At 41.4% G+C, this 21270-nt stretch carries 18 protein-coding genes; 5 read left to right on the forward strand and 13 right to left on the reverse strand.

Features of this window, described 5'->3' with window-relative positions; all coding sequences use genetic code 11:
• Window positions 1-105 precede the first annotated feature (105 nt).
• Window positions 106-819, forward strand: coding sequence for a FadR/GntR family transcriptional regulator (locus tag RFW85_RS06445; RefSeq protein ID WP_005042034.1), 714 nt, complete (start codon window positions 106-108; stop codon window positions 817-819).
• 64 nt (window positions 820-883) lie between these two features.
• Here the strand turns inward: RFW85_RS06445 and RFW85_RS06450 are convergent, their stop codons facing one another.
• The 8 genes from RFW85_RS06450 to RFW85_RS06485 all read right to left on the reverse strand — a co-directional run bounded on the left by RFW85_RS06450 (window position 884) and on the right by RFW85_RS06485 (window position 10535).
• Window positions 884-2635 carry a tannase/feruloyl esterase family alpha/beta hydrolase gene (locus RFW85_RS06450; protein ID WP_170249386.1) on the reverse strand — a complete coding sequence of 584 codons (1752 nt, stop codon included), beginning with the start codon at window positions 2633-2635 and terminating at the stop codon, window positions 884-886.
• Window positions 2636-2668: 33 nt separating this feature from the next.
• Complete coding sequence (locus tag RFW85_RS06455) at window positions 2669-3058, reverse strand: PaaI family thioesterase (protein WP_170249384.1); 390 nt, start codon at window positions 3056-3058, stop codon at window positions 2669-2671.
• A 40-nt stretch (window positions 3059-3098) separates the two neighbouring features.
• Entirely contained in the window at window positions 3099-3635 is a 537-nt protein-coding gene (locus RFW85_RS06460) for a DUF3237 domain-containing protein (RefSeq protein ID WP_309171260.1), read from the reverse strand.
• Between the two features lie 57 nt (window positions 3636-3692).
• On the reverse strand, window positions 3693-4943 hold the full coding sequence (locus tag RFW85_RS06465; RefSeq protein WP_216076579.1) for an OprD family porin: 1251 nt from the start codon (window positions 4941-4943) through the stop codon (window positions 3693-3695).
• An 81-nt stretch (window positions 4944-5024) separates the two neighbouring features.
• Window positions 5025-6164 (reverse strand): acyl-CoA dehydrogenase family protein, encoded by a 1140-nt coding sequence (locus RFW85_RS06470; protein WP_170249380.1) that lies wholly within the window; start codon window positions 6162-6164, stop codon window positions 5025-5027.
• 74 nt (window positions 6165-6238) lie between these two features.
• Window positions 6239-8125, reverse strand: a complete 1887-nt coding sequence (locus RFW85_RS06475; protein WP_170249379.1) for a feruloyl-CoA synthase — start codon at window positions 8123-8125, stop codon at window positions 6239-6241.
• Window positions 8126-8206: 81 nt separating this feature from the next.
• Window positions 8207-9658: an aldehyde dehydrogenase gene (locus RFW85_RS06480; RefSeq protein ID WP_170249378.1), complete on the reverse strand. Its 1452-nt coding sequence runs from the start codon at window positions 9656-9658 to the stop codon at window positions 8207-8209.
• A 37-nt stretch (window positions 9659-9695) separates the two neighbouring features.
• Window positions 9696-10535: a p-hydroxycinnamoyl CoA hydratase/lyase gene (locus RFW85_RS06485; RefSeq protein WP_169538806.1), complete on the reverse strand. Its 840-nt coding sequence runs from the start codon at window positions 10533-10535 to the stop codon at window positions 9696-9698.
• Window positions 10536-10782: 247 nt separating this feature from the next.
• Here RFW85_RS06485 and mhpT point away from each other — a divergent pair, with 247 nt between their 5' ends.
• The 3 genes from mhpT to RFW85_RS06500 all read left to right on the forward strand — a co-directional run bounded on the left by mhpT (window position 10783) and on the right by RFW85_RS06500 (window position 13356).
• On the forward strand, window positions 10783-12015 hold the full coding sequence (gene mhpT, locus RFW85_RS06490) for a 3-(3-hydroxy-phenyl)propionate transporter MhpT (protein ID WP_170249377.1): 1233 nt from the start codon (window positions 10783-10785) through the stop codon (window positions 12013-12015).
• Window positions 12016-12084: 69 nt separating this feature from the next.
• Window positions 12085-12540, forward strand: coding sequence for a MarR family winged helix-turn-helix transcriptional regulator (locus RFW85_RS06495; RefSeq protein WP_017386391.1), 456 nt, complete (start codon window positions 12085-12087; stop codon window positions 12538-12540).
• 123 nt (window positions 12541-12663) lie between these two features.
• Window positions 12664-13356: a GntR family transcriptional regulator gene (locus tag RFW85_RS06500; protein WP_005802836.1), complete on the forward strand. Its 693-nt coding sequence runs from the start codon at window positions 12664-12666 to the stop codon at window positions 13354-13356.
• 43 nt (window positions 13357-13399) lie between these two features.
• On the opposite strand, the gene RFW85_RS06505 is transcribed toward RFW85_RS06500, so the two are convergent.
• The 5 genes from RFW85_RS06505 to RFW85_RS06525 form a co-directional block, all read right to left on the reverse strand.
• Window positions 13400-14344, reverse strand: coding sequence for a PDR/VanB family oxidoreductase (locus RFW85_RS06505; RefSeq protein WP_170249376.1), 945 nt, complete (start codon window positions 14342-14344; stop codon window positions 13400-13402).
• 12 nt (window positions 14345-14356) lie between these two features.
• Window positions 14357-15433 carry an aromatic ring-hydroxylating dioxygenase subunit alpha gene (locus RFW85_RS06510; RefSeq protein WP_170249375.1) on the reverse strand — a complete coding sequence of 359 codons (1077 nt, stop codon included), beginning with the start codon at window positions 15431-15433 and terminating at the stop codon, window positions 14357-14359.
• Window positions 15434-15667: 234 nt separating this feature from the next.
• Complete coding sequence (locus RFW85_RS06515) at window positions 15668-16855, reverse strand: OprD family outer membrane porin (protein ID WP_170249373.1); 1188 nt, start codon at window positions 16853-16855, stop codon at window positions 15668-15670.
• A 12-nt stretch (window positions 16856-16867) separates the two neighbouring features.
• Entirely contained in the window at window positions 16868-17821 is a 954-nt protein-coding gene (locus tag RFW85_RS06520; RefSeq protein ID WP_309171266.1) for a formylglycine-generating enzyme family protein, read from the reverse strand.
• Between the two features lie 25 nt (window positions 17822-17846).
• A complete protein-coding gene (locus RFW85_RS06525) occupies window positions 17847-19532 on the reverse strand; it encodes an arylsulfatase (RefSeq protein ID WP_309171261.1) in 1686 nt (561 codons plus the stop codon).
• Between the two features lie 372 nt (window positions 19533-19904).
• On the opposite strand from RFW85_RS06525, the gene RFW85_RS06530 reads away from it, so the two are divergent.
• Window positions 19905-21251 (forward strand): MFS transporter, encoded by a 1347-nt coding sequence (locus RFW85_RS06530; protein WP_199112041.1) that lies wholly within the window; start codon window positions 19905-19907, stop codon window positions 21249-21251.
• Window positions 21252-21270 lie beyond the last annotated feature (19 nt).

The raw sequence follows: 21270 nt of genomic DNA on the forward strand, positions 1-21270 counted from the left end.
TGATTTTAATAACTTAGAGGTATAAAAACCGAATATGACTATCGTCTAAGTTTATAGTAAAATGAATTTTCTAATTTTTTCAACATTTCATGAGTTCTTCAGATTATGTCTAGTGCAATTAAACCTAGATCAACAAAAAAACTAAGCCAGATTATTGTAGAACAACTGATCGAAAAAATTCAGTCTGGAGATTTCCAAGTCGGAGAGAAAATTCCGACCGAACTTGAATTAATTGAAACTTTTGAAGTAAGCCGTTCCGTTATTCGTGAAGCAATTACTGAATTGCGTTCTTTAGGGTTTGTCGAAACTCGTCACGGGATTGGTACTTTTGTAAAAGAGCAAACTGTTGAACAGAATTTTTTGCTGTCTAATGCCAGTTTAGAAACTATTAACGATATTGTTTCTTTACTTGAGCTTCGAATTAGCCTTGAGTCTGAAGCTGTTTTTTTAGCCTCTGAGCGCCGTAAGCAAATCCATATTGATAAAATGAAAGCTGCGCTTGAAGACTTTGAACGCCATATTTCATCAGATGCAAATGATGGCACGGTAAAAGCTGATTATGATTTCCATATTGCCATTGCTGAAGCTTCTGAAAACCAATATTTCGTTGATTTTCTAAAGTATCTCGGTGAAAAAATTATACCGCGTGCACGCTTAAAATCTATTGAGCAAAGCCCAGAAAACCGCGAAGAATATTTAAAAGCGGTTCATCATGATCATGTCAATATTTATAACGCAATTGTCGATCAGGACGGTTTATTGGCCCGACAAATGATGCGAGCTCATTTGTCTAAAAGTATTAAAAAGTTTAAGCAGTAAAGCTTGAGCTAAGACTAAGATAAAAAAGAGAGCTTATTTAAGCTCTCTTTTAATTTTTAGGGTGCTATTTACAGCTAAAGTTTTCAGCTTTTTCGCTATTACCTTGACCATTGTAACGGGCAATCAGTGGGTAAGGACAAAGTGGACGGGTGCGGTCTGGCGCCCAGTCTTGTGGAAGCTCAGTATTGATTTGACCACTCGGGTTACCTGCGCCGCGTGCGGTTGCAATAATTTTGTCAGGTGCTTGCCCATATTCCACCCAGTTGACTAAAGCAGTCAATGCATCAAATTGGTCAGTCGCAATGCCATCACGGGTATGGTTCATGCCCGGAACTCTAAAGAAACGTGCGAATTCAGGTGCTGTACCTTTTGCGTCATTTTTATAGTGTTGTAGCAGTTGATCGTACCAATTTTGGGTGTCATCTACAGAGAAAACGCCGTCTGCTGTGCCTTGTACCACAATCATTTTTCCACCGTGATTACGGAGTTTATCTAGATTCAATTCATCGGGCGGCATCATGAATGACATCGAACTTTCGGTATACACATCATTGGTTGCCGATAGTTTTGGATAGTCGGTATCGAAGTTAAAATTAAAGGCAAATTGTCTAGAATTTTGAGTCACAGTTGGGTCTGGTGGAACCTGAAAAAGAATGCCGACTGCAACCGGGTCACGTGCTGTTCCCACCGAAGATTCGAATTTCCAGCTTGCCCAGTTACTACCGACTAAACCGGGGTCGAAAGGTTGAGTTGCATAGAGCGCTTGTCCAGCCGAATTTACAGGACCGCGGTAAATGTTGGCTAATACATCAATTTGTTCGGTGCTTAAACAAGTACCATCTCTTGTGCTTGAGCAAACGGGTACATCTTTGTGAATATCAAAAGCTGTACGGCAAGCCTCGACATCTTGAACCAAGCCATCTGCAACACCGTCTAAGGCATCGCATCGATCTAAAATCGCTTTTGCTAAAACTTTACGCTCTGAAAGGGTCAGGGCGGTACTTAAGTCATTTTCATCTGTTGCGACACGACGAAGCTGCTGCGCTGTGTAGAGTTGAGCTGCTGCTGCACGAGGTAAATGAAAACCTGGTGTACTCGCTAGAATTCCGTCATATTGGTCGCCCAAACGGGTTGCGGCAATCATGGCGTGTCGCCCACCGTTCGATGTACCGCCTGCATAGGAGCGGTCTGGCAATTTACCATATGCGGCTTTAATTAGGTTTTTTGCCATAGGCGTGAGTTTGGTAATCGAACCGTAGCCGTAGTTAATTCTGGCTTGAGGGTCTAAACCAAACATTGGATTTTGTGAAGCATTATGTCCTGCATCGGAAGAAATAACAGCAAAACCATTATGCAGGGCATTGGTCAGTGGACCACCGCTACCGACCTGACCCGTTGCAGGTACTAAATTACCATCGGTTCCACCATTGCCTTGATAGAGAAAACGGCCGTTCCAGTCTATTGGTAAGCGCATTTCAAAACCAATTTGATAAGTTTGTCCATCCACAGGGCTTACACGTTGATCCATATAACCTTTGACCAGACAATGTGCGCCAATCGGTTTATTGGCGACCGTCAATGTGCCTGTTTCTTGAAGGGTGGCGGAACTAATGACCGTATTGTTGTATTGAAATCCGAGTAAGTCTGAACAGCTTCCTGTCATTTTTACGCCAACAGCAGGAGACAGCTGCGGTGGTTTGTTTGTTGAGGGAACCGTTGCCTCATCATTATCACTTCCACAGCCTGCCAAAGTACCAAGCATGGCAAGCACTAAAGCGGAGTGCATCAAAATTCGTTTATTGTTGGTGTAATTCATTTATTCATATCCTTATTGAATGAATGTTTGCAATTAATCTAAAACCAAAAAATTAGCTGTGCTTCGTGCAATCATTTTGTTATTTTGCCAAGCTTCACTTTCGAGATTCAGTACGGTTTTGCCTTGTTTAATGAATCGGCATTTCATAATGACTTCTCCCACAGCACAGGGCCTTAAAAAATCCATCGTTAAATTGATGGTGGTAGCGGGTTTATGGCCATTGGCGAGATACGCAAAAAGTCCCATCACGTCATCAAGCATGGCGCAGATCATGCCGCCTTCAACGGTGCCGCGTGGATTAGTAAAGCTTTCTAGGGCTGTGTAATGGATAGTGAGTTCAGTATTTTGGTCATTCCAATGGATATTATGTCCGCCCAAATGGTGATGGATGGGCGGTAAGTGTTCTAAAGTTTTTTGATCCATAATGAAGGCTCCATCCTTTTTGTAGGTGTTATAAAAATTATTATTTCAGGGTATAGGCATCATAAATAACCGCTTTGCCCAAGCGCATTGCACTACCTACCGCAACGGTCTGGTTAAGCCATGAATATTTAGGTGAGCTGGTTTCAAACTGCATGGTAATTTTGAAATAGTAATTTTTCGGGTCGACATCTTTGCCTTGGGCAAGCTGTTTTAGTGTTTCTGCCGAGCCATGGCGGTAACCTTTGGTTTGAAGATAAATAAGCGCACCGTCATCGGTTTCTAACAAATATCGCGTATCAATAATGGCTAGTCCTTTACTGTCGACAATTTGCCAATCTGCACCATTATTTAAAATGCGGCCTTTAAGTGATTTGCCTTCAAATGTCCCACCTGTAATAGGAATAATTCGGCGTTTACCTGCGTCACTGGTCGTGTCTAACTCCCAAACAGGCGCATTTAGATCAACACTAAATTTTGCTAAAGGCTCAAGCTGAATAGGTGGAGGGCTATATTGCGTTTCGGCATGAGTCAGGCCAATTAAAAAAATTCCGCAGAGTAGCGTTACAACTTTCTTCATGATGAATTTCCCGAAATAAAAAGAGGTTCTATGTGTGACAGAACCTCTTGTTTTGAATTATTTAAATTTCCATGTGTAGTCGATGTTGATACGGGTTTCGTTTACAGGTTTGATGTTGGCTGTAGAGAGCATGTTGTTGTCATAAATGGCGTAGCGCGCGCGTAACCCTAAATTTTTTAACCAGCCACTTTGAACGGTGTAACCTAAATCAAAGTCTGTTTCGTGTTCTTTTAGATTGGTTCCGCCTAAGTTAGGTGCATAAATATTGTGACCTGTGGTGTAACGGGTCATAAAACGTAAACCCGGCACATAATCTTTAAAGTCATATTCATAACGGAAGCTATAGGCTTTTTCTTTTGGATTTAAAAACTCGCCTGGCCATGTGTCGATGAGTAGACCCGTTTCACCTCCCGTCAAATACGGAAAGGCGGTGTCGCCGTGATGTTGGAAGGTTCCAAAAATAAATTTATGGTTTTGATGTTTGAGTTCGAAATGCGCATGATAAAGGTCATTATCGACTAAGCCTGCTTTCGCCTGTCCGTCATCTCGGCTGCGGTAGTAACGTAATTGCGAGCTAAAGTTAGTGGTGTCATTAATTTTGTGTTGATGTAAAGCACCGACCATGGTTTGGTTATAAAGCTCATCAACATCCATATAAAAAGCGGTGAGCTTGAGTGCAGGATTAAACTGATAGTTTCCACCTAAGTAATAAAGCCCATCAGTTTCAGCACTTTTAAAGCGTCCATTTACGCCTGAAATTTTAATTTTTTCATAGTTGGTCGAATCCCGATGATTCACTTTATCGAGGTATGCTGCCTGTAAATCAAAATCTTTAATATCTTTACTAGTCAGTGAAATGCCTCGATAGGTTTGAGGAAGCAAACGAGCAGGTGAAGCTACTAAAACTGGGTTCATCGGCATTAGCGTACCAATGCGTAGCTCGGTCTGGCTCATTTTCGCTTTTGCTGTGACCCCAATTTCGCCATAAGAGTCAGCAGGTTCGTTGGTGCGGGTGTCTCTAGGTAAGTTTCCTGTACCACCATGCTCTGCATCCGCATCGAGTTTAAAGCCTGCCGTTGCAAGCATATCCAGTCCAAAACCGACAGTCCCTTCGGTATAACCTGAATTGGCTTTAAGAATAAACCCTTGTGTCCAGTCCTTGGCAGCAGGGTAAGCGGATTGCTCTTGGTAGTCGCGGTCAAAATAGAAATTTCGCGTGGTGAGTTCTACTGAACTGTTATCAATAAAACTGCCAGCCCACACTGAACCTGAGAGCATAAGGGTAGAGTACATCCATAATTTCGACATAGCATTTCTTCCTGAAATATCATTTTTTGTTTTCAACAAGGCATAATTGTTCTGTCTGCCTTGTTTGGTTTTTAAATCGAATTATTTTCCGAGCAGTTCTCGGGCGACGATTTCTTTCATAATTTCATTGGTTCCCCCATAAATTTTTTGTACCCGCGCATCCACAAAAAAGCGTGAAATCGAGTATTCCTGCATGTAGCCGTAGCCGCCGAAAAGCTGAAGTAACTGATCAATCACTTCACATTGAGTGTCGGTAATAAAGCACTTCAATGCGGCAACCTGAGTCACGCTTAACTGGTGTTGTTGATATAGCGCTGCACATTGATCTACAAAGGCTTGTGCGGCTTTTGCTTTGATTTGTGCGTTTGCTAGTACAAATCGCGTGTTTTGCATTTGGCTTAAAGGTTGTCCGAAAGCTTTACGTTCTAGTACATAGTCTTTGGTGATTTCGATGGCGCCTAAAATTGACCCCAAAGCCATCATGGAAATACTCAAACGTTCGCGAGGTAACTCTTGCATTAAATAAGCAAAACCTTGTCCTTCTTCACCCAAACGCTGAGTTGTAGGCACACAGACATCATCAAAAAATAGTTCGGCTGTATCTTGGGCATGCAGCCCGATTTTTTGCAAAGACCGACCTTTTTTAACGCCGTCTAAAGTGGCATCGACTAATAAAATTGAAATACCTTTTGCTTTGGCCTGTGGATCGGTTTTTGCTACCAGAACGATCAGGTCGGCATGCAAACCATTTGAGATAAACGTTTTTGAACCATTCACACGATATTGTTCATTTTCTAAAATGGCCTGAGTGCGTATAGCCTGTAGGTCTGAACCCGCATTGGCTTCGGTCATGGCAATTGCAGTGACGACTTCACCTGTCACCATTTTCGGTAACCAATAACGTTTTTGCTCTTCGGATCCGATATTTTGCAGATAAGGAGAGACCAGCTCATTTTGCCCGCCAATCGCAACTGCCAAAGACGCAAAGCCCGCTTGAGCAGTTTCTTGAACCAGCATGAGGGAGTAATGAACAGGAGCGCCGTAGCCGCCATATTCCTCGGGTACATCGACGCACAAAAAACCATTCTCCCCAAGACGAAGCCATAAATCACGTGGGATAAGGCCATCGTGTTCCCACTGTTCGTAATACGGGGCAACCTGTTCTTTTAAGAACCTGCGATAGCTATCCCGAAATAGTTCAAATTCTGTATCGTGTGGCATGTTGAACCTTTTTTAGGCAAAAGTGAGGCTGTAGCTCAAACCGAAATTTGAGCTTCCTTTTTTATTTCAATTGCTTATTGTTTTAAGGTGGGCACCCGAATAATCAGCGGGTTATCAGTCTGCTTTTGATAAAGCTCATCAATTAATGGTGCACGACGCTTGGTAATACTGCTTTGATTGAGGTTGCCTTTATCGGTCACTTCACCTGCATCGAGTTGAGGTGGTTCGATCATTAAATAAAGCATGGAGACTGTATTTGAGCTGCCAGTCGCATCTTTATTAAAGGTCGTTAAAAATTGGCGGAACCATTGCTGAACCTTAGGGTGTTGTAATATCTCTGTTGCAGAATGCTCACCAAGTTTAAGACCTGCATATTGAGCACACGCTTCTAATTTTGGAAAAATCAGAAAACTAACAGCATTCAGGTTTGAACCTGTAATACAAACATCTTGAATCAGTAAATTACCTTGAATGAGCACTTTGTTGCGTAGTGTGCCGACATTCACAAAAGTACCCGTATTGAGTTTAAAGTCTTCAGCAATTCGTCCGTCGTACATCAGTCCTTTGGTTGGATCATTGATGTCGACTAAACGAACGGCATCGCCTGTATGGAAAAAGCCTTCATCATCGAAAATAGTACTTTGTTGGTCCGCTTTTAAGCGCCAATAGCCTTTCATGACATGTTTGCCACGAACACAAAACTCAAGTTTGTCACCACATGGAACTAGCTTAATTTCGCATCCCGGAGCAGGGTAGCCAATAAAACCAGCCATCACACGTGGGCCAGTTGTAAAAGCACAAGAGGGAGCAGTTTCAGTCATGCCTAATCCGCTCATAATGCGAATTTTTTCTCCGCAATGTTGCTGAGCAATTTTATCGAGTCTGTTCCAGCCCGCTTCTGAAAGCGCTGCACCTGCAAAGAATAGAATTTTAACTTTGGCAAAAAAGCGGTCTCTTAATTCTTCATCTTTTTCTAACGCTTCGGTGAGTTCTTCCCAACCTTTTGGCACATTTAAATAAACTGTCGGAGAAATTTCTTTGAGATTACGAATAGTTTCGTCAAATTTTCCGGCAACGGGTTTGCCATCATCAATGTAAATCGTACCGCCGTTATAGAGTGCGATGCCGACATTGTGACTGCCGCCAAATGTGTGGTGCCAAGACAGCCAGTCGAGTAGGACAGGCGGTGTTTCTTCAAACTCAGGGAAAGTCTGCAATAGCATTTGCTGATTAACACATAACATTAAATGTGTGGTCGGTACAGCTTTAGGTAATTTGGTTGAACCTGATGTAAATAAGAATTTGGCAATCTGGTTTTCATCAAGGGTTTGGTAAAATTCTTGAACATTTGAAACTGGCGTATCTAACAGTGATTGAAAAGATGTGCAGATCTGATCGCCCACAATCCCTTTATTGGTCACCACTTCAATATCAGATGTAATACACGCTTGAATGGCTTTAGCAAAGGCTAGTCCATCGCTGGCATAGACCATACCAGGTGTGAGCACTTCAAACACATGTTTGAGTTTGCCAAAGTCTTGAGAAATCAGAGAGTAGGCAGGAGAAATAGCAGAGAAAGGCACACCCGCCAGCATGGCGCCCATAGAGAGTGTTAAATGTTCGAGATCATTACCACTTAAAATGATGAGTGGTCGTTCTTGGCTTAAATTACGGTCATGCAAAGCTTGAGCAATGTGCCATGCGCGTTGTAGAACTTCTGCATAACTCAGTTTGACCCATTCGCCTTGAGCATTGCGTTTTGCTGCAAAAATATGGTCGGGTTTGGTTTGTGCAAAATGAATTAACCGATCTGTCAGTTTTTGTGGATACGGTTTTAATTGCTCTTTTGGGCTGATATAGAGCGTGTCATCTTTATGGTGATAATGAATATCATGTTGCCCTAATTTTACGAACCGTTCGCGGTCTTGTGATTGAGTGGCATTCATTTGCATTTCTTTCACTCCATGGAAAGCGCATCACTGCGCTTTATTTTTTGCATCATGCAATTTTTATTTAATTTGTCGGTATTCGCATTAGCCTGACTAAATCGGGTAATGACGTGTTTGAGTTTGAATAGTAATCCAGCGTAGTTCGGTAAATTCGGCAACAGAGACTTTACTACCAAAACGTCCGTAACCACTCGATTTTGTTCCGCCAAATGGCATTTGAGCTTCGTCATGTACGGTTGCGCCGTTAATATGACAAATACCAGAATCAATCTGTTTAGCGACTTCTAATGCCAGCGAAATATTTTGGCTAAACACTGCCGAAGAAAGGCCGAACTCGCTGTCATTTGCCAGTGTTACACCTTCTTCAATGCTTGAAAAACGTTGAACTGTGCATACAGGTCCAAATGATTCTTCGCGGTAAAGCAGCATGTCAGGTTTAATATTGAGAACCAGTGTCGGTTGCATAGTGGTGTCTTCAATATGGATACCTAAAGGTAAGTCAGCCCCTTTGTTTTGGGCATCTTCTAGCAAATGCTGAATACGGTTTGCAGCACGGCGACTTTCTAAAACACCGAGTACATTGTCTTTTGAGGTTGGATTACCTGCCTGAATAGAGCGGGTTTTTTCAATCAGTTTTTCAATAAATTGGTCGGCAATATTGTCTTGAACCAAAACACGTTCGGTCGACATACAGATTTGACCCTGATTAAAGAATGCTCCAAAAGCAACTGCATTTACGGCTTCATTAATGTCAGCTTCATTTAAAACCACAACAGGGGCTTTCCCACCGAGTTCGAGTAAAACTGGTTTTAAATATTTGGCAGCAGTCTCGGCAATAATTTTTCCGACTTTGGTTGAGCCGGTAAAATTAATGCGTTTCACGGCTGGATGAGACACTAAGCGCTCCACGATTTGTGGTGCATCTTCGGCGGCATGCGTAATCACATTCACGACACCTTCACCCAGACCCGCTTCATGTAACACTTCACCAATGAGACGATGTGTTGCTGGGCAGGCTTCTGAGGCTTTTAACACTACCGTGTTACCACAAGCCAAAGGCATGGCAAGCGCACGTGTTGCCAAAATCACAGGAGCGTTCCAAGGTGCGATCCCTACAATCACACCGCAAGGAACTCGTACACCCATCGCAAGATTGCCAGGCACATCTGACGGAATGAGGCTTCCGTCAATTTGTGTGGTCATTGCGGCTGCCTCACGTAACATGTTGGCAGCAAGATGAACGTTAAACCCATACCATGTTGCAGTTGAACCTGTTTCTTGCATTCCAGTTTCAATGAATTGCTCGGTCTTTTGATCCATTAAATCGGCTGCTTTTAATAAGCGTAAGCGACGTTCGGTAGGCGAGAGTTTCGACCATACTTTAAAAGCTTGTTGTGCCGAATCGATTGCACGGTCTACATCTTCTAGTGTTGCGGCAGCAGCTTTACTGGCTACTGATCCATCAATTGGGCTAATACGCTCAAAAGTTGCCTGATTTGATGCATCAATAGATCGACCGTGAATAAGTAACTGTACATTTTGCATGGGTTGTGTCCTTACATTGCCATTAAAGAATCAAAAGTTAACCAGTACGTTTATAGCTCTGTAAACCCGGTTTAATTGATTTTTCATCTAAAAATTGTTTCAAACCTTCTTGGCGGCCATTTTCAGTATCTCGGTGGATACATTGATCAAGTTTGGCATATAAGTAGTCTTCGTTTTGGTCCCATGTCAGTTCACGGCAACGCTTAAAGCCATTTTTAGCGGTACGAAGAACCACAGGGTTTTTCTCAAGTAGGCAATTTGCAAGTTCAGTCACTTCTGCTTTTAATTGGGCAAGCGGTACGCTTTTATTCACAAGGCCCATGGTTTCAGCTTCTTTACCACTAAAGGTTTTACCCGTCATGATGTAATACAAAGATGCACGATGACCTACGGTATCTGCCATTGCTTTGCTTACAAGGTTACCCGGTGGGATCCCCCAGTTAATTTCAGATAAACCGAAAGTTGCTTCATCTGCTGCAATTGCTAGGTCACAAGCCACTAAAGGTGAGAAACCGCCTCCAAAGCACCAGCCGTTAACCATAGCAATAGTTGGTTTTGAATACATACGAAGAAGTTGCCACTGCCAGCGACATGAGTCGCGGCGAATACGTTCTTGGAAAATTTCAGGCTGAGTGTCGACTTCACGGAAATATTCCTTCAAATCCATACCCGCTGTCCAAGAATCACCTGCACCCGTCAACACTAAAACACGTGCATCTTGATCAAGCTCAAGAGTTTCTAGCACATCAATCATTTCGCGATTGAGTGTTGGGCTCATGGCATTTTTCTTTTCCGGACGGTTTAGGGTGACCCATGCAATTCCATCTTCAACTTTAACATCTACTGTTTCCCAGCGGTTTTCATAACTCATCTTCATACTCCTTGAATGATTTTTTGCTGTTCTGGGATTTAATTTAATATCAGTTAAGCTTACATTCAAGTCTTTTTTATAAAATTTCATAAATATTTTATAATCCATTGTATTTTAAATATTAATTAATTTTATCGATGATTTAATATAAAAATATGTTGATTTTTTAGTAAGTTTAACTGATATTTTGGTGTGTTTAAACAATAATACACAAAGGGCTAAATGGAACGACTAGTCAATAAAGGACAACACAATGGAAAAAATATCAGGACAGCCTTCAAGGGCAAAAATAACGTTGCTACTGTGCTTTGCCATAGCAATTTTTGAAGGGTTTGATCTTCAATCAATGGGGGTAGCCGCTCCACGAATGCGGGCTGAGTTTATGCTAGACAATGCCCAGATGGCGTGGGCATTTAGTGCTGCAATTTTAGGGACGTTACCAGGTGCGATATTAGGCGGTCGGTTTGCTGATATTGTAGGGCGTAAGAAAATTCTGATTTTTAGTATTTTACTTTTTGGAATTATGTCTTTGCTAACGGCTTATGCAGCTAACTTCAGTTTGCTATTACTCATTCGTTTTTGTACAGGTTTAGGAATGGGTGGGGCATTACCAATGATGATTACACTTGCCTCTGAAGCTGTACCTGACCAGCACAAAGGCACCGCAGTGAGCATTATGTATAGCGGCATTCCTTTTGGCGGATTACTCACTTCTGTGGTTGCTATGTCGTTGGCAGGCGATGCAGAGTGGCGTCATATTTTCTATATTGGTGGGATTGCACCTATTTTACTCATTCCACTGATTATGCGCTTTTTACCAGAGTCAAATGACTACCTGCAACGAAAAGTTCAAGCGCAAAAAACCACACCATTCTTTGAAGTTTTATTTGCCAAAGAACGTCGTATGTCAACCATTCAGCTTTGGATAAGCTTTTTCTGTACGCTGGTGGTACTGTATTTCTTGTTGAACTGGTTGCCATTGCTGATGGGTGCGCAAGGTCTATCAAAACTACAGGCAAACTATGTACAGATGGGCTACAACGTTGGCGGAATTTTAGGTTCAATCCTCATGGGCGTATTGCTTGATAAATTACGCATGAGCTTTGTGATTAAGCTGATTTATCTCGGCATTTTATTCTCACTGTGCTGTTTAGCAATTTCTCCAACAGTGGCTTTACTAGCACTTTCGGCAGTGGGTTGTGGCTTATTCATTGTGGGTGGACAATCGGCGTTGTATGGTCTGGCAGCCATGTATTATTCAACTGAAATGCGTGGAACTGGAGTAGGTGCAGCAGTTGCAATCGGGCGTATTGGTTCTTTTGCAGGGCCGTTAATGGCTGGTTTTTTACTCTCGCTTGGACAAAGCTCGACCATCGTGATTGGTTCAAGCATTCCAGTGATTTTAATTGCAGCGATCTCTGCATTACTTCTTGTCAAAAAACCTAAACAGCCTGTACATTTAGTACAAAGCTCAGGTGCTCGCTAAGTTTTAACGAAAGTATGGGGTAGATCCTCATACTTTCACTACAGTTTTTCTTATGATGATTGAAAGGTTATGGTACGTTCGAATTTAGTTCCAAAAAAAGTAGAAGATGAGCCTAAGTTAAGTTACATGATTGCTCGTGTTGACCGAATTATTAGTAAACATTTAACAGAACACTTAAAAGAGCTTGAAATTACCTTACCGCAATTTACTGCACTTTCTGTTTTAGCTTCAAAAAGTAATTTATCCAATGCCAAGCTTGCTGAGCGCTCTTTCATAAAGCCGCAATCTGCCAACAAAATTTTGCAAGATTTACTGGTGAATGGCTGGATTGAGAAAAAACCTGACCCAACACATGGCCGCCGTATTTTAATTACACTGACAGACAGTGGTATTGATAAGCTAAATAAATGTAATGAAGTGGTTTTGAAAGTTGAAGAAAAAATGCTTGAAGGCATTGATATTAACTTGGCTTATTTAATCCGTAATAACCTTGATATTATGGTCAATAATCTTAAAAATCTTTAATTGAATGTGGTTTGTAAATTAATTTTTTAAAATCTACAGAAATGCTTAAGCACTGATTCACACAGAAAATTTATTTCATTTTGCAAATGAACTTGCTAGCATCGAAGAGACGTTTTTGGTGATGTGTGGCAGCGAATGTCTTCAGGACAACAAGTTTTACTTAAACTAAGAAAAATGATTATTTCAGGGGAACTTGAGGGCGGTGCCAGAATTGCCGAAATTCCGACTGCCGAGTTACTTGGCGTTTCAAGGCAGCCTGTTCGTATTGCCTTTCGGTTGCTCGAGCAAGAAGGCCTCCTCATTAAAAACCCAACTCGTGGTTATACAGTTCGTGAAATTTCAGAGCAACTTGTTCATGATGCGCTCGAAGTTCGCGGTGTGCTTGAAGGGTTGGCTGCAAAAACTTTGGCAGAACAAGGCTTAAGCGAAGAACAGAAAAAGACACTGCAACATTGCATTCAAGAAACTGAAAAACTTTTTAATGAAACAGACGAGTTTGGCGATGCTGAACTGGAACGTTATCACCATTTCAACGTCATTTTTCATGACACGATTATTGAAGGTGCGCAAAACGTTGCACTCATCCAAGCCTTAGCGAAAAACAATCAATTGCCGATGGCGTCTGCCCAAGCCATTACCTATGACCAGAATCAAGCTTTGTCTGAATATCGTCGTTTGCACTATGCACATTTGCAGCATTGTTCGATTTTCGATGCGTTGGTACATCGTCAGGCAGGGCGTGCTGAAACCTTAATGCGTGAACACAGTAGTGTGGTGATTTTGGGTGAAACGCTAAGAAATGTTCTCAGCGCTTAAGGTGAAAGAAGTTCCTTTATTTCTGAATAAAGAAACTTGAGTATTAAAGCTCAATCACAAGATGTTTAGTTTTTGCACGAGAACAGCAGGGCGTAAACTGGTCATTCAATGCATGTTCCTCATCGGTCATGAACATATCTCGATGATCTGGAGTGCCTTCTACCACACGGGTAATACATGTACCACAAATACCTTGTTCACACGAAACAGGAATATCAAAACCATTTGCAATTAATGCTTCTGTTGCTGTCTGCTCTGGTAATACTTCAATTCGGCGGCCTGTACCTTTCACTTCAATGGTGAAAGCTTCATCGTTGGACGTATCTACCTTTTGAGCAACAAAATGCTCTTGATGTAACTGTTCGCTATGCCAACCCGCTTGTTCGGCCGAGCTCATGACAAACTGCATAAACCCTGTAGGTCCACATACATATAAGTGTTTATCAGGTGAAGATTGGCCCAAAGCTTCTGCCATATTACATTCGGTGTCTGGTTGGTCTTGAATGTGAAAATGAACTTGCTTACCAAAGTGCTCGGTTAAATTGCCATAGAAGGCAATCATTTCATGACTACGAACGAAGTAATGTAATTCAAAAGGAATATTGGCCGACTTAAGCCGATATGCCATCGACAAAATAGGGGTAATACCGATACCACCCGCAAATAAAACCGCTTGTTTGGTTTGAGGATGAATTTCAAATAAATTACGCGGCTCACCAATTTTTAAATGATCGCCTTCACGATATTCGGTGTGGATGCAACGTGAGCCACCGCGTGAATTGGCATCATGTAAAACGCCAATCACATAACGATGCTTTTCAGTGCAGCAGTTTGAAAGTGAATATTGACGGGTGAGGCCGTTTTTTAGGTGCACATCAATATGCGCACCTGCTTCAAAACTCGGCAGCTCCGTACCATTTGCTGCAACCAATTCAAATGCACGAATAGTCGGGGTGAGCTGATGAATTTTTTGAATAATAACGTCCATGTTCATGCTCCTTTAAATAATCCGAATGTTTGGAAACTTCTGTGCGGACGTTTCAGGAGGTGTTTTATTTTCTTCGGCAAGTAGTCGCTCAATCACCTTACGGGACTGGACACCGCCTGCGTCGATGTTGAGCATCAGTAACTTGCGATGTGGGTTGTTTAAAATATTTTGTTGTTGTTGCTCCAGCATTTCTAAATCTTCAGTAAAGATTTTGCCTTGGCCTTCGCGAATTTGATCGGTGAGTTCAGCATTGTCTGGCTGGAAGTTACGTGCCATTCCCCAGAAATACCAGTGAGAGGTTTCAGTTTCTGGTGTAATAAAATCAACCACAATTGAGGAAACTTTTTTGTCACTTGGTGCGTGATAACCACCATGTCCGGCATGCGCTACACCCACTTCAATATGCACATTGCTTGGCGCAAAGAAGTGGCAACGTTGCCAACGGTCAACGGGTACATCGTCTGCCAAGTGATTACCGCGAAGGGCCATTTGCCAAAATGGAGGTGCGATCACATTTTCCATATAGCGTTCAGTAATGACATGGTCGCCGTCAACTTTAGTGACTGGCAGGGCTTCATCAATTTCTTTTTGTCCAATACTGCTGGAGTGAACATAGGTTTCGTGGGTTAAATCCATCAGATTATCGACCATCAAGCGATAGTCACACTGAATGTGAAACAGGCCTCCGCCATAGCTCCATTCAGGATGATCTGCCCATTCTAAAGTTGGCAGTTTTGCTTCATCTGCTAAAGCTTTCTCGCCTGGCCATATCCAAATAAAACCGAATTTTTCGACAACTGCATATGATTTATTGCAAGGAAAACCATTTACACGTTGGGCTGGCATTGAAACGGTCTTTCCGTCACAGCCCATCACTAAGCCATGATAGCCACATACAAGGTTGCCATCTTCGACATAGCCAAGTGAAAGTGGGGCACCACGATGGGGACAAAAATCTTCAACGGCTGCAACTTGATTTTTTTTGCCACGATAAAAAACAATTTTTTCACCACAGATGGTGCGACCTAATGGTTTGTCTTGGATTTCTTCTGGACGGCAGGCAACATACCAAGCATTTTTAATAAACATTGTGACGACTCCTTATCACTTATTGGATCCAATTTATAATAAATAAAAATATTGGTCAATTGATAAGCAGTATATTTTTTAAAAAATATTGATCTTTTTATTTGATTGTTTTGTAGATTTTTAATTGCTATTAAAGACTTTTGTATTTACTTTGAATTTTAGAGTGAAATTTTTTATTCATCTTAATTTGGATCCATAATGACTGTGGTTAAGCCATTATGGGAGTGTGGAAATTTAGAAATTAACCGTGTAGTGAAGCATCATGCGCTGTTCATCCAGACTTTTGCCATGTTTGGTGTCGTAGTTAATATTTAAGAAAAGAAACTTAAGATTTTTAATCCAAGCATTGAGATCATACTGAATCAACACATCACTTTCTTGTTCAAAGTCATTTTGATTCATTGTTTGAAATGAATCGCCATAAATATATTTGTAGGTCACTTTTAGACCCTTGATATAGTCTTTAAAGTCATACGAGGCAACGAAATGATAAGATTTTTCATCTGCTTTGGTAAACGCGCCTAAGGTCCAGTTCACCATGTGCGGGATGGGCATATTGTCGAGTTTTGGAATACCATCTTTGCCAAAGTTTTCTTGATAGCCAATTCCAGTTGTAAAGTTTCCATGTTTAATGAAATGCATGGCCCCTATAGATGTATTGTCATATTCGCCAAGCTTTGATTTGCCGACATCGTCGTGGCGAAACACACGTAATTTTGTGGTGTGCAGCTTCGTCCATTGATAATCAAAAGCAAAGTAACTTTGATTGATGAGATCTGTTAAGTAACCATTATAAAATTTCCAGTGGTACCGAGGTGTATTGCCGTCCCATTGAAAGAAATAGAGTCCGTCAGATTCATGTTTTGATATGGCGAGTTTGTGATAGTCCTCCTCATTTTTTGGTGAATAACGGTTAATCAAACCCAGCTCGAAATTTTGTTGCGGTGTCTTATATTTTAATTCTAAGCCTTTATAGTTCACCCGTAATTGATGTGTGTCTACTTGTGGCGTAAGTGGTGAATTGGGAGTGATTTCACCTACATTCATGTGAAAGTTTTGATATTCAACTCCAGCACCTAAGCCATATTTAACTTGGTCTTGTGCTTGTTTCTTGGTGTTAGGGTCAAAGGGTATGACCATATCATTGGTGTGTTGGTCGCTACTTAGGCGATATGCATATTGGATGCTTGGATTGAGGTGGAGTTGAACCTCATTAAGCTTGGTGGTCCAGTCACCACGATAAATCAAGCCTTGACTCAAGCTATTAGTATCGGGGCTAGTACCATTTTCATATTGTCTGTCGAAGTTGAATGTTTTTAGTGTGAGTGTATTTTGAAAATTAACATCGACTGCACTATGAGCTAAACAGCAGGCAAGGGTCGTCCCTGAGAAGAAAATCCCATAAATAAAAATATGCTTCATTTTTAAATCCGTTTAAAAGCGTTTTACTGTTCTAAATCCGACATGGCTAGTTGCAAGGTCGAGTTCCTGTGGATGCCTCGCGGCAGCGCGATAACGTGCGCAATAATTGGTTGCGCATAAATAAGATCCACCTTTAATCGTATATTGCAAAATCTGTTCGTGACTTTGCCGATATTTCGATGGATCTCCCATATGGTGATCTCGTGGGCCTGTATAGGGTGTTTGCGTCCATTCCCATACATTGCCAATCAAGTCATATAGCCCAAATGGGTTTTTGCTAAAACAACCAACAGGGGCCACATCCTTAAAGCCATCTTCCTGAATGTTTTTATAAGGAAATTCGCCTTGCCAGAAATTGGCTACAATATGGCCTTCGTGGGTCGGGCCAATATCGGAATTTTGCTGAAAACCTTTGGCTGCATATTCCCACTCAAGCTCAGTCGGTAAGTCATGACCTAGCCAGTTTGCATAAGCGTAGGCATCATTCCATGTCACCATACGAACAGGCTCATGAGGCGCGGGTTGTTTAGGGTTGTTTAAGCCCCATGGATGTTTCCAATTGGCCCCTTTTTCAAATTTCCACCATTGTAATTCTTCAACTGGATGATCTGGTTGTAGAAACATAGCTGCGCCGCCTTGCTTCTCTGCATCGGTGACATAACCCGTTTGTTTAACAAACTCTTGAAATTGAGCATTGGTGACTTCAGTCGCATCAATTAAAAAAGCGGGAACTGAAGTTGCCTGTAAGTTTAATGGGCGTTCATCTTCATAACCTTGTGTGGTGCCTAAAACAATTTTTCCTTGCGGAAGCTTGACCATGCCTGCTTCTTTATTTTTAGGCCAACCCGAAGGAAGGCCCGAATAAGAATTACATTTAGCTTTGCCGCCTAAGTCGGGCAAGGTGGTCTGTTCTAGTTGAGGCGTGGTTTTTTGGCATGCACAGAGTAAGAGGAACGATGAAAGCATCATGATCTGTTTCATCTAGTTTTCTCTACTTTTTGTTATATTGCTCAAAATCCACAACACCATTTTCATCGGCATATCTTAAATATTTATCATTTAAGACTTTGACGATCTCTGGATGTTTTGCATAAACATTATGTTGCTCATTAAAATCTGTTTTTAAATTGTAGAGTTCCCAGCCATGGCTCTTAAATTTAGAAGGTGAGTTTTCAACAAGTTTCCATTCGTCAGTTTTAGCGTAGCGGCTGCCATGTAGTTCTTTAAAGTCATAATAATTAACAGGACGAATACGGGCAGTATTATCTTTAAACGCAGGGATCAGACTAAAACCAGATGGTTTAATTTTGGTGCTTGAAGTTGGATAAACCTGATTATTTTGAATACCTGCTAGCTCCATCACAGTGGGGAATATATCTCTGACTGTTGCAAAGTTATTGTTAATTCCATGTTGTTTAGAAATCTGAACAGGTGATTTAACAATAAATGGGACTCGTACTCCGCCTTCTGAAGCAGCAGACTTCCAGTGGGTAAATGGTGTGCTGCTCACTTCGGCCCATCGTGGTCCCATGTAAATATATGAGCTGGCGTTGCCTATATTTTCATAGCGATTGTCGGCATCACCCATTGGGAAATTATGATCACCACCTTCAGCGCCGTTATCTGACATAAACACAATCAAAGTATTGTCATATAACTGATGCTTTTTAAGATATTGAATGACATCACCCACGCGGTCGTCTAACTGGGTAACCATGCCCGCATAAACTTCCATTTTACGCGCTTCGTATTTGCGCTCTTGTGCGGTGAGTTCATTCCAGCTTTTGGTGCCTAAAGCTTGGTTACCACGCTCGACTGGGTATTCTGCATTTTCAGGAATTAATCCTAATTGCTTTTGTCTCTCAAAGCGTTGTTTACGAATTGCATCGTAGCCTTGATCGTATTTACCTTTATATAGGTCTCTATAATGAGCAGGTGCTTGTAGCGGCCAGTGTGGAGCGGTATAGGCTAGGTAGGCAAAAAATGGTTTTTGCGCTTTATTTTTGTCTAAATATTCAAAAGCTTTTTGTGTAAAAAAGTCGGTCGAGTAGTAGTTGTCAGGCAAAGTGGTCTTTTGACCATTTTCAGTATATTGAGTGTTGCGTGGATAGTTTTTGGGTTGGTCTTTAAAATGTAAATCGAAGCCATCGAGCAGAGCAAAAGATTGATCAAAACCACGGGCTTTAGGGTTTTGTTCGGGAGCATAGCCTAAGTGCCATTTACCAACCATGAAGGTGTAATAATCTTTTGTCTTTAAAATCTCTGCGAGTGTATAAGCATTTTGCGTTAAATGACCTGAATAGCCATCAATTTTGAGGAGTGCACGCGGGCTATCTGCTCCAACCAATTTTTCTTGTCGTTTTGAAGTTTCATACATGGCACCTAAACCGACCAAGTGGTTATCGGCGCCTGTCATAAGCTGTGCACGAGTAGGTGAGCACATTGATGAAGCATGAAAATTAAAAAGCATTTTTCCTTGCTTTAATAGACTATCAATATGAGGAGTTTTAATTTCACCACCATAAGCACCAATATCTGAAAATCCAAGATCATCGGCCAAAATAATCATGATATTAGGTGGTTGTTGATTTTTGGGAGGTGCTGCTTGCGTTGTGTAAAACAATTGGCTGGCAAAAAAAAGTCCCAATGTAAGCTGGCTTACTCTTTTGAGTTTCATAACAACAATCCTTTGAAGTTTTAAAAATGCATCTTGCATTCCATAAAAATGAACTGAGCTTTTTTGGCTAAAAAATGCTCTGGAATCGATCATAATAGATTTTTTAATATGGATCCATAAAAATATTCAAGCATTCTAATTTTATGTTTTTAATAATTTTATACTTATATAATTTATGTGTTTATATACTTTTTAATAATCTGTTTATAATTTTAGTTGATTTTTTGGATCCAAATATTCAGTATAGAAAAAGAGCAGGATGCTCAAAAAACAAATATTCCTCTAGGTCATTATGGATACGGATGTGCATAACCACCCAATCGCTCATATCAGCAATGTCGTGTGTATGTCTTATCCAAGGGAGATACACAAATGGAAAGAGACGTTCTAAGTGAGATCAATCAAAACAATATGAGCCGCTATCAATGGTTCGTCATTTTGATCTGTATTTGTCTCAATATTATTGATGGCTTTGACGTGATGGTAATGGCATTTACAGCTCCATCCGTGTCAGCAGAATGGTCACTTTCAGGCGCACAAATTGGTTTGTTGTTAAGTGCTGGCCTTTTTGGAATGGCTGCCGGTTCAATTTTTCTCGCGCCTTTAGCCGATAAAATCGGTCGCCGTTTACTCATCTTAGTTTGTCTTGTAATTGCAGGTCTTAGCATGCTGGGCTGTGCTTTTGTACAAAGCCATGGCATGTTAGCTGCACTTCGTTTTATTACCGGAATTGGGGTGGGCGGCATTCTTGCGAGTAGTAATGTCTTGGCAAGTGAATATGCCAATGCTCGTTGGCGTAGTCTCGCAGTGAGCTTAATGTCTACAGGTTATGGAATTGGTGCGACACTGGGCGGGGTACTATCACTGGCATTGATTGAGCATTTAGGTTGGCGCTCAATCTTTTTAGCAGGTGGGGTTACTACCATTGCAATGCTGCTGATCAGCGCGTGGTTATTACCAGAATCTTTAGATTACTTACTCGCGAAGCGACCAAAACAGGCACTAGAACGAATTAATGCAACTGTAAATCGTATGGGGCTAAACGAATTACCAGTTATGCCGCGTTATGAAAAAATCAGCACGCAAAATGGCAGTGAGCTGGGCAAATTATTTGCTGGACAACTTGGATTTCAAACGCTTTGTTTGTGGTTTGCATTCTTTTTAGTAATGTTTGGCTTTTACTTTGTCATGAGCTGGACACCAAAAATTCTTATTTCAATGGGAATGTCACCAGAGCAAGGTGTAAGTACCGGTATTTTAATTAGTATTGGTGGGATTTTCGGGGCAGCCATTATTGGTTTATTGGCATCACGTATGAAAATCTTCTATGCCTTAAGCCTGTTTTTAGGACTAACCTCGGCATGTGTTTTCCTATTTGTCGCTGTCTCATCTCAAGTGAGCATTGCACTCATGGTGGGGTTATTACTTGGCACACTCATTAATGGCTGTGTGGCAGGTTTATATTCGATTTCCCCAACAATTTATGATGCTGAAATCCGTAGTCGCGGCGTGGGCTATGCAATTGGTTTTGGACGAATTGGGGCAATTTTATCGCCAACGGTTGCAGGCATCTTCCTGGATAAAGGTATAGCACCCGCAACGCTTTATGCCTATTACGGTGTGGTGTTTATTTTGGCTATTTTCCTCATTTTAAGTTTGGGTAGTGCTTTTTACCGAAGTAAGAAAGAGCAGAACTATTCGCTTAAAACAGCACCTTAATCCATTAAAAATTAAATAG

It is taken from the genome of Acinetobacter sp. 12966, assembly GCF_031196995.1.
Classification (GTDB): Bacteria; Pseudomonadota; Gammaproteobacteria; order Pseudomonadales; family Moraxellaceae; genus Acinetobacter; species Acinetobacter geminorum.

Bases quoted from the DNA above. Each gene is read 5' to 3' on its own strand.
- RFW85_RS06480 (WP_170249378.1), bottom strand. From the start codon at position 9,658: ATGCAAAATGTACAGTTACTTATTCACGGTCGATCTATTGATGCATCA.
- RFW85_RS06495 (WP_017386391.1), top strand. From the start codon at position 12,085: ATGGTACGTTCGAATTTAGTTCCAAAAAAAGTAGAAGATGAGCCTAAG.
- RFW85_RS06450 (WP_170249386.1), bottom strand. From the start codon at position 2,635: ATGAATTACACCAACAATAAACGAATTTTGATGCACTCCGCTTTAGTG.
- RFW85_RS06465 (WP_216076579.1), bottom strand. From the start codon at position 4,943: ATGTCGAAATTATGGATGTACTCTACCCTTATGCTCTCAGGTTCAGTG.
- RFW85_RS06510 (WP_170249375.1), bottom strand. From the start codon at position 15,433: ATGTTTATTAAAAATGCTTGGTATGTTGCCTGCCGTCCAGAAGAAATC.
- RFW85_RS06515 (WP_170249373.1), bottom strand. From the start codon at position 16,855: ATGAAGCATATTTTTATTTATGGGATTTTCTTCTCAGGGACGACCCTT.
- RFW85_RS06460 (WP_309171260.1), bottom strand. From the start codon at position 3,635: ATGAAGAAAGTTGTAACGCTACTCTGCGGAATTTTTTTAATTGGCCTG.
- RFW85_RS06485 (WP_169538806.1), bottom strand. From the start codon at position 10,535: ATGAAGATGAGTTATGAAAACCGCTGGGAAACAGTAGATGTTAAAGTT.
- RFW85_RS06470 (WP_170249380.1), bottom strand. From the start codon at position 6,164: ATGCCACACGATACAGAATTTGAACTATTTCGGGATAGCTATCGCAGG.
- RFW85_RS06455 (WP_170249384.1), bottom strand. From the start codon at position 3,058: ATGGATCAAAAAACTTTAGAACACTTACCGCCCATCCATCACCATTTG.
- RFW85_RS06530 (WP_199112041.1), top strand. From the start codon at position 19,905: ATGGAAAGAGACGTTCTAAGTGAGATCAATCAAAACAATATGAGCCGC.
- RFW85_RS06520 (WP_309171266.1), bottom strand. From the start codon at position 17,821: ATGCTTTCATCGTTCCTCTTACTCTGTGCATGCCAAAAAACCACGCCT.
- mhpT (WP_170249377.1), top strand. From the start codon at position 10,783: ATGGAAAAAATATCAGGACAGCCTTCAAGGGCAAAAATAACGTTGCTA.
- RFW85_RS06525 (WP_309171261.1), bottom strand. From the start codon at position 19,532: ATGAAACTCAAAAGAGTAAGCCAGCTTACATTGGGACTTTTTTTTGCC.
- RFW85_RS06505 (WP_170249376.1), bottom strand. From the start codon at position 14,344: ATGGACGTTATTATTCAAAAAATTCATCAGCTCACCCCGACTATTCGT.
- RFW85_RS06445 (WP_005042034.1), top strand. From the start codon at position 106: ATGTCTAGTGCAATTAAACCTAGATCAACAAAAAAACTAAGCCAGATT.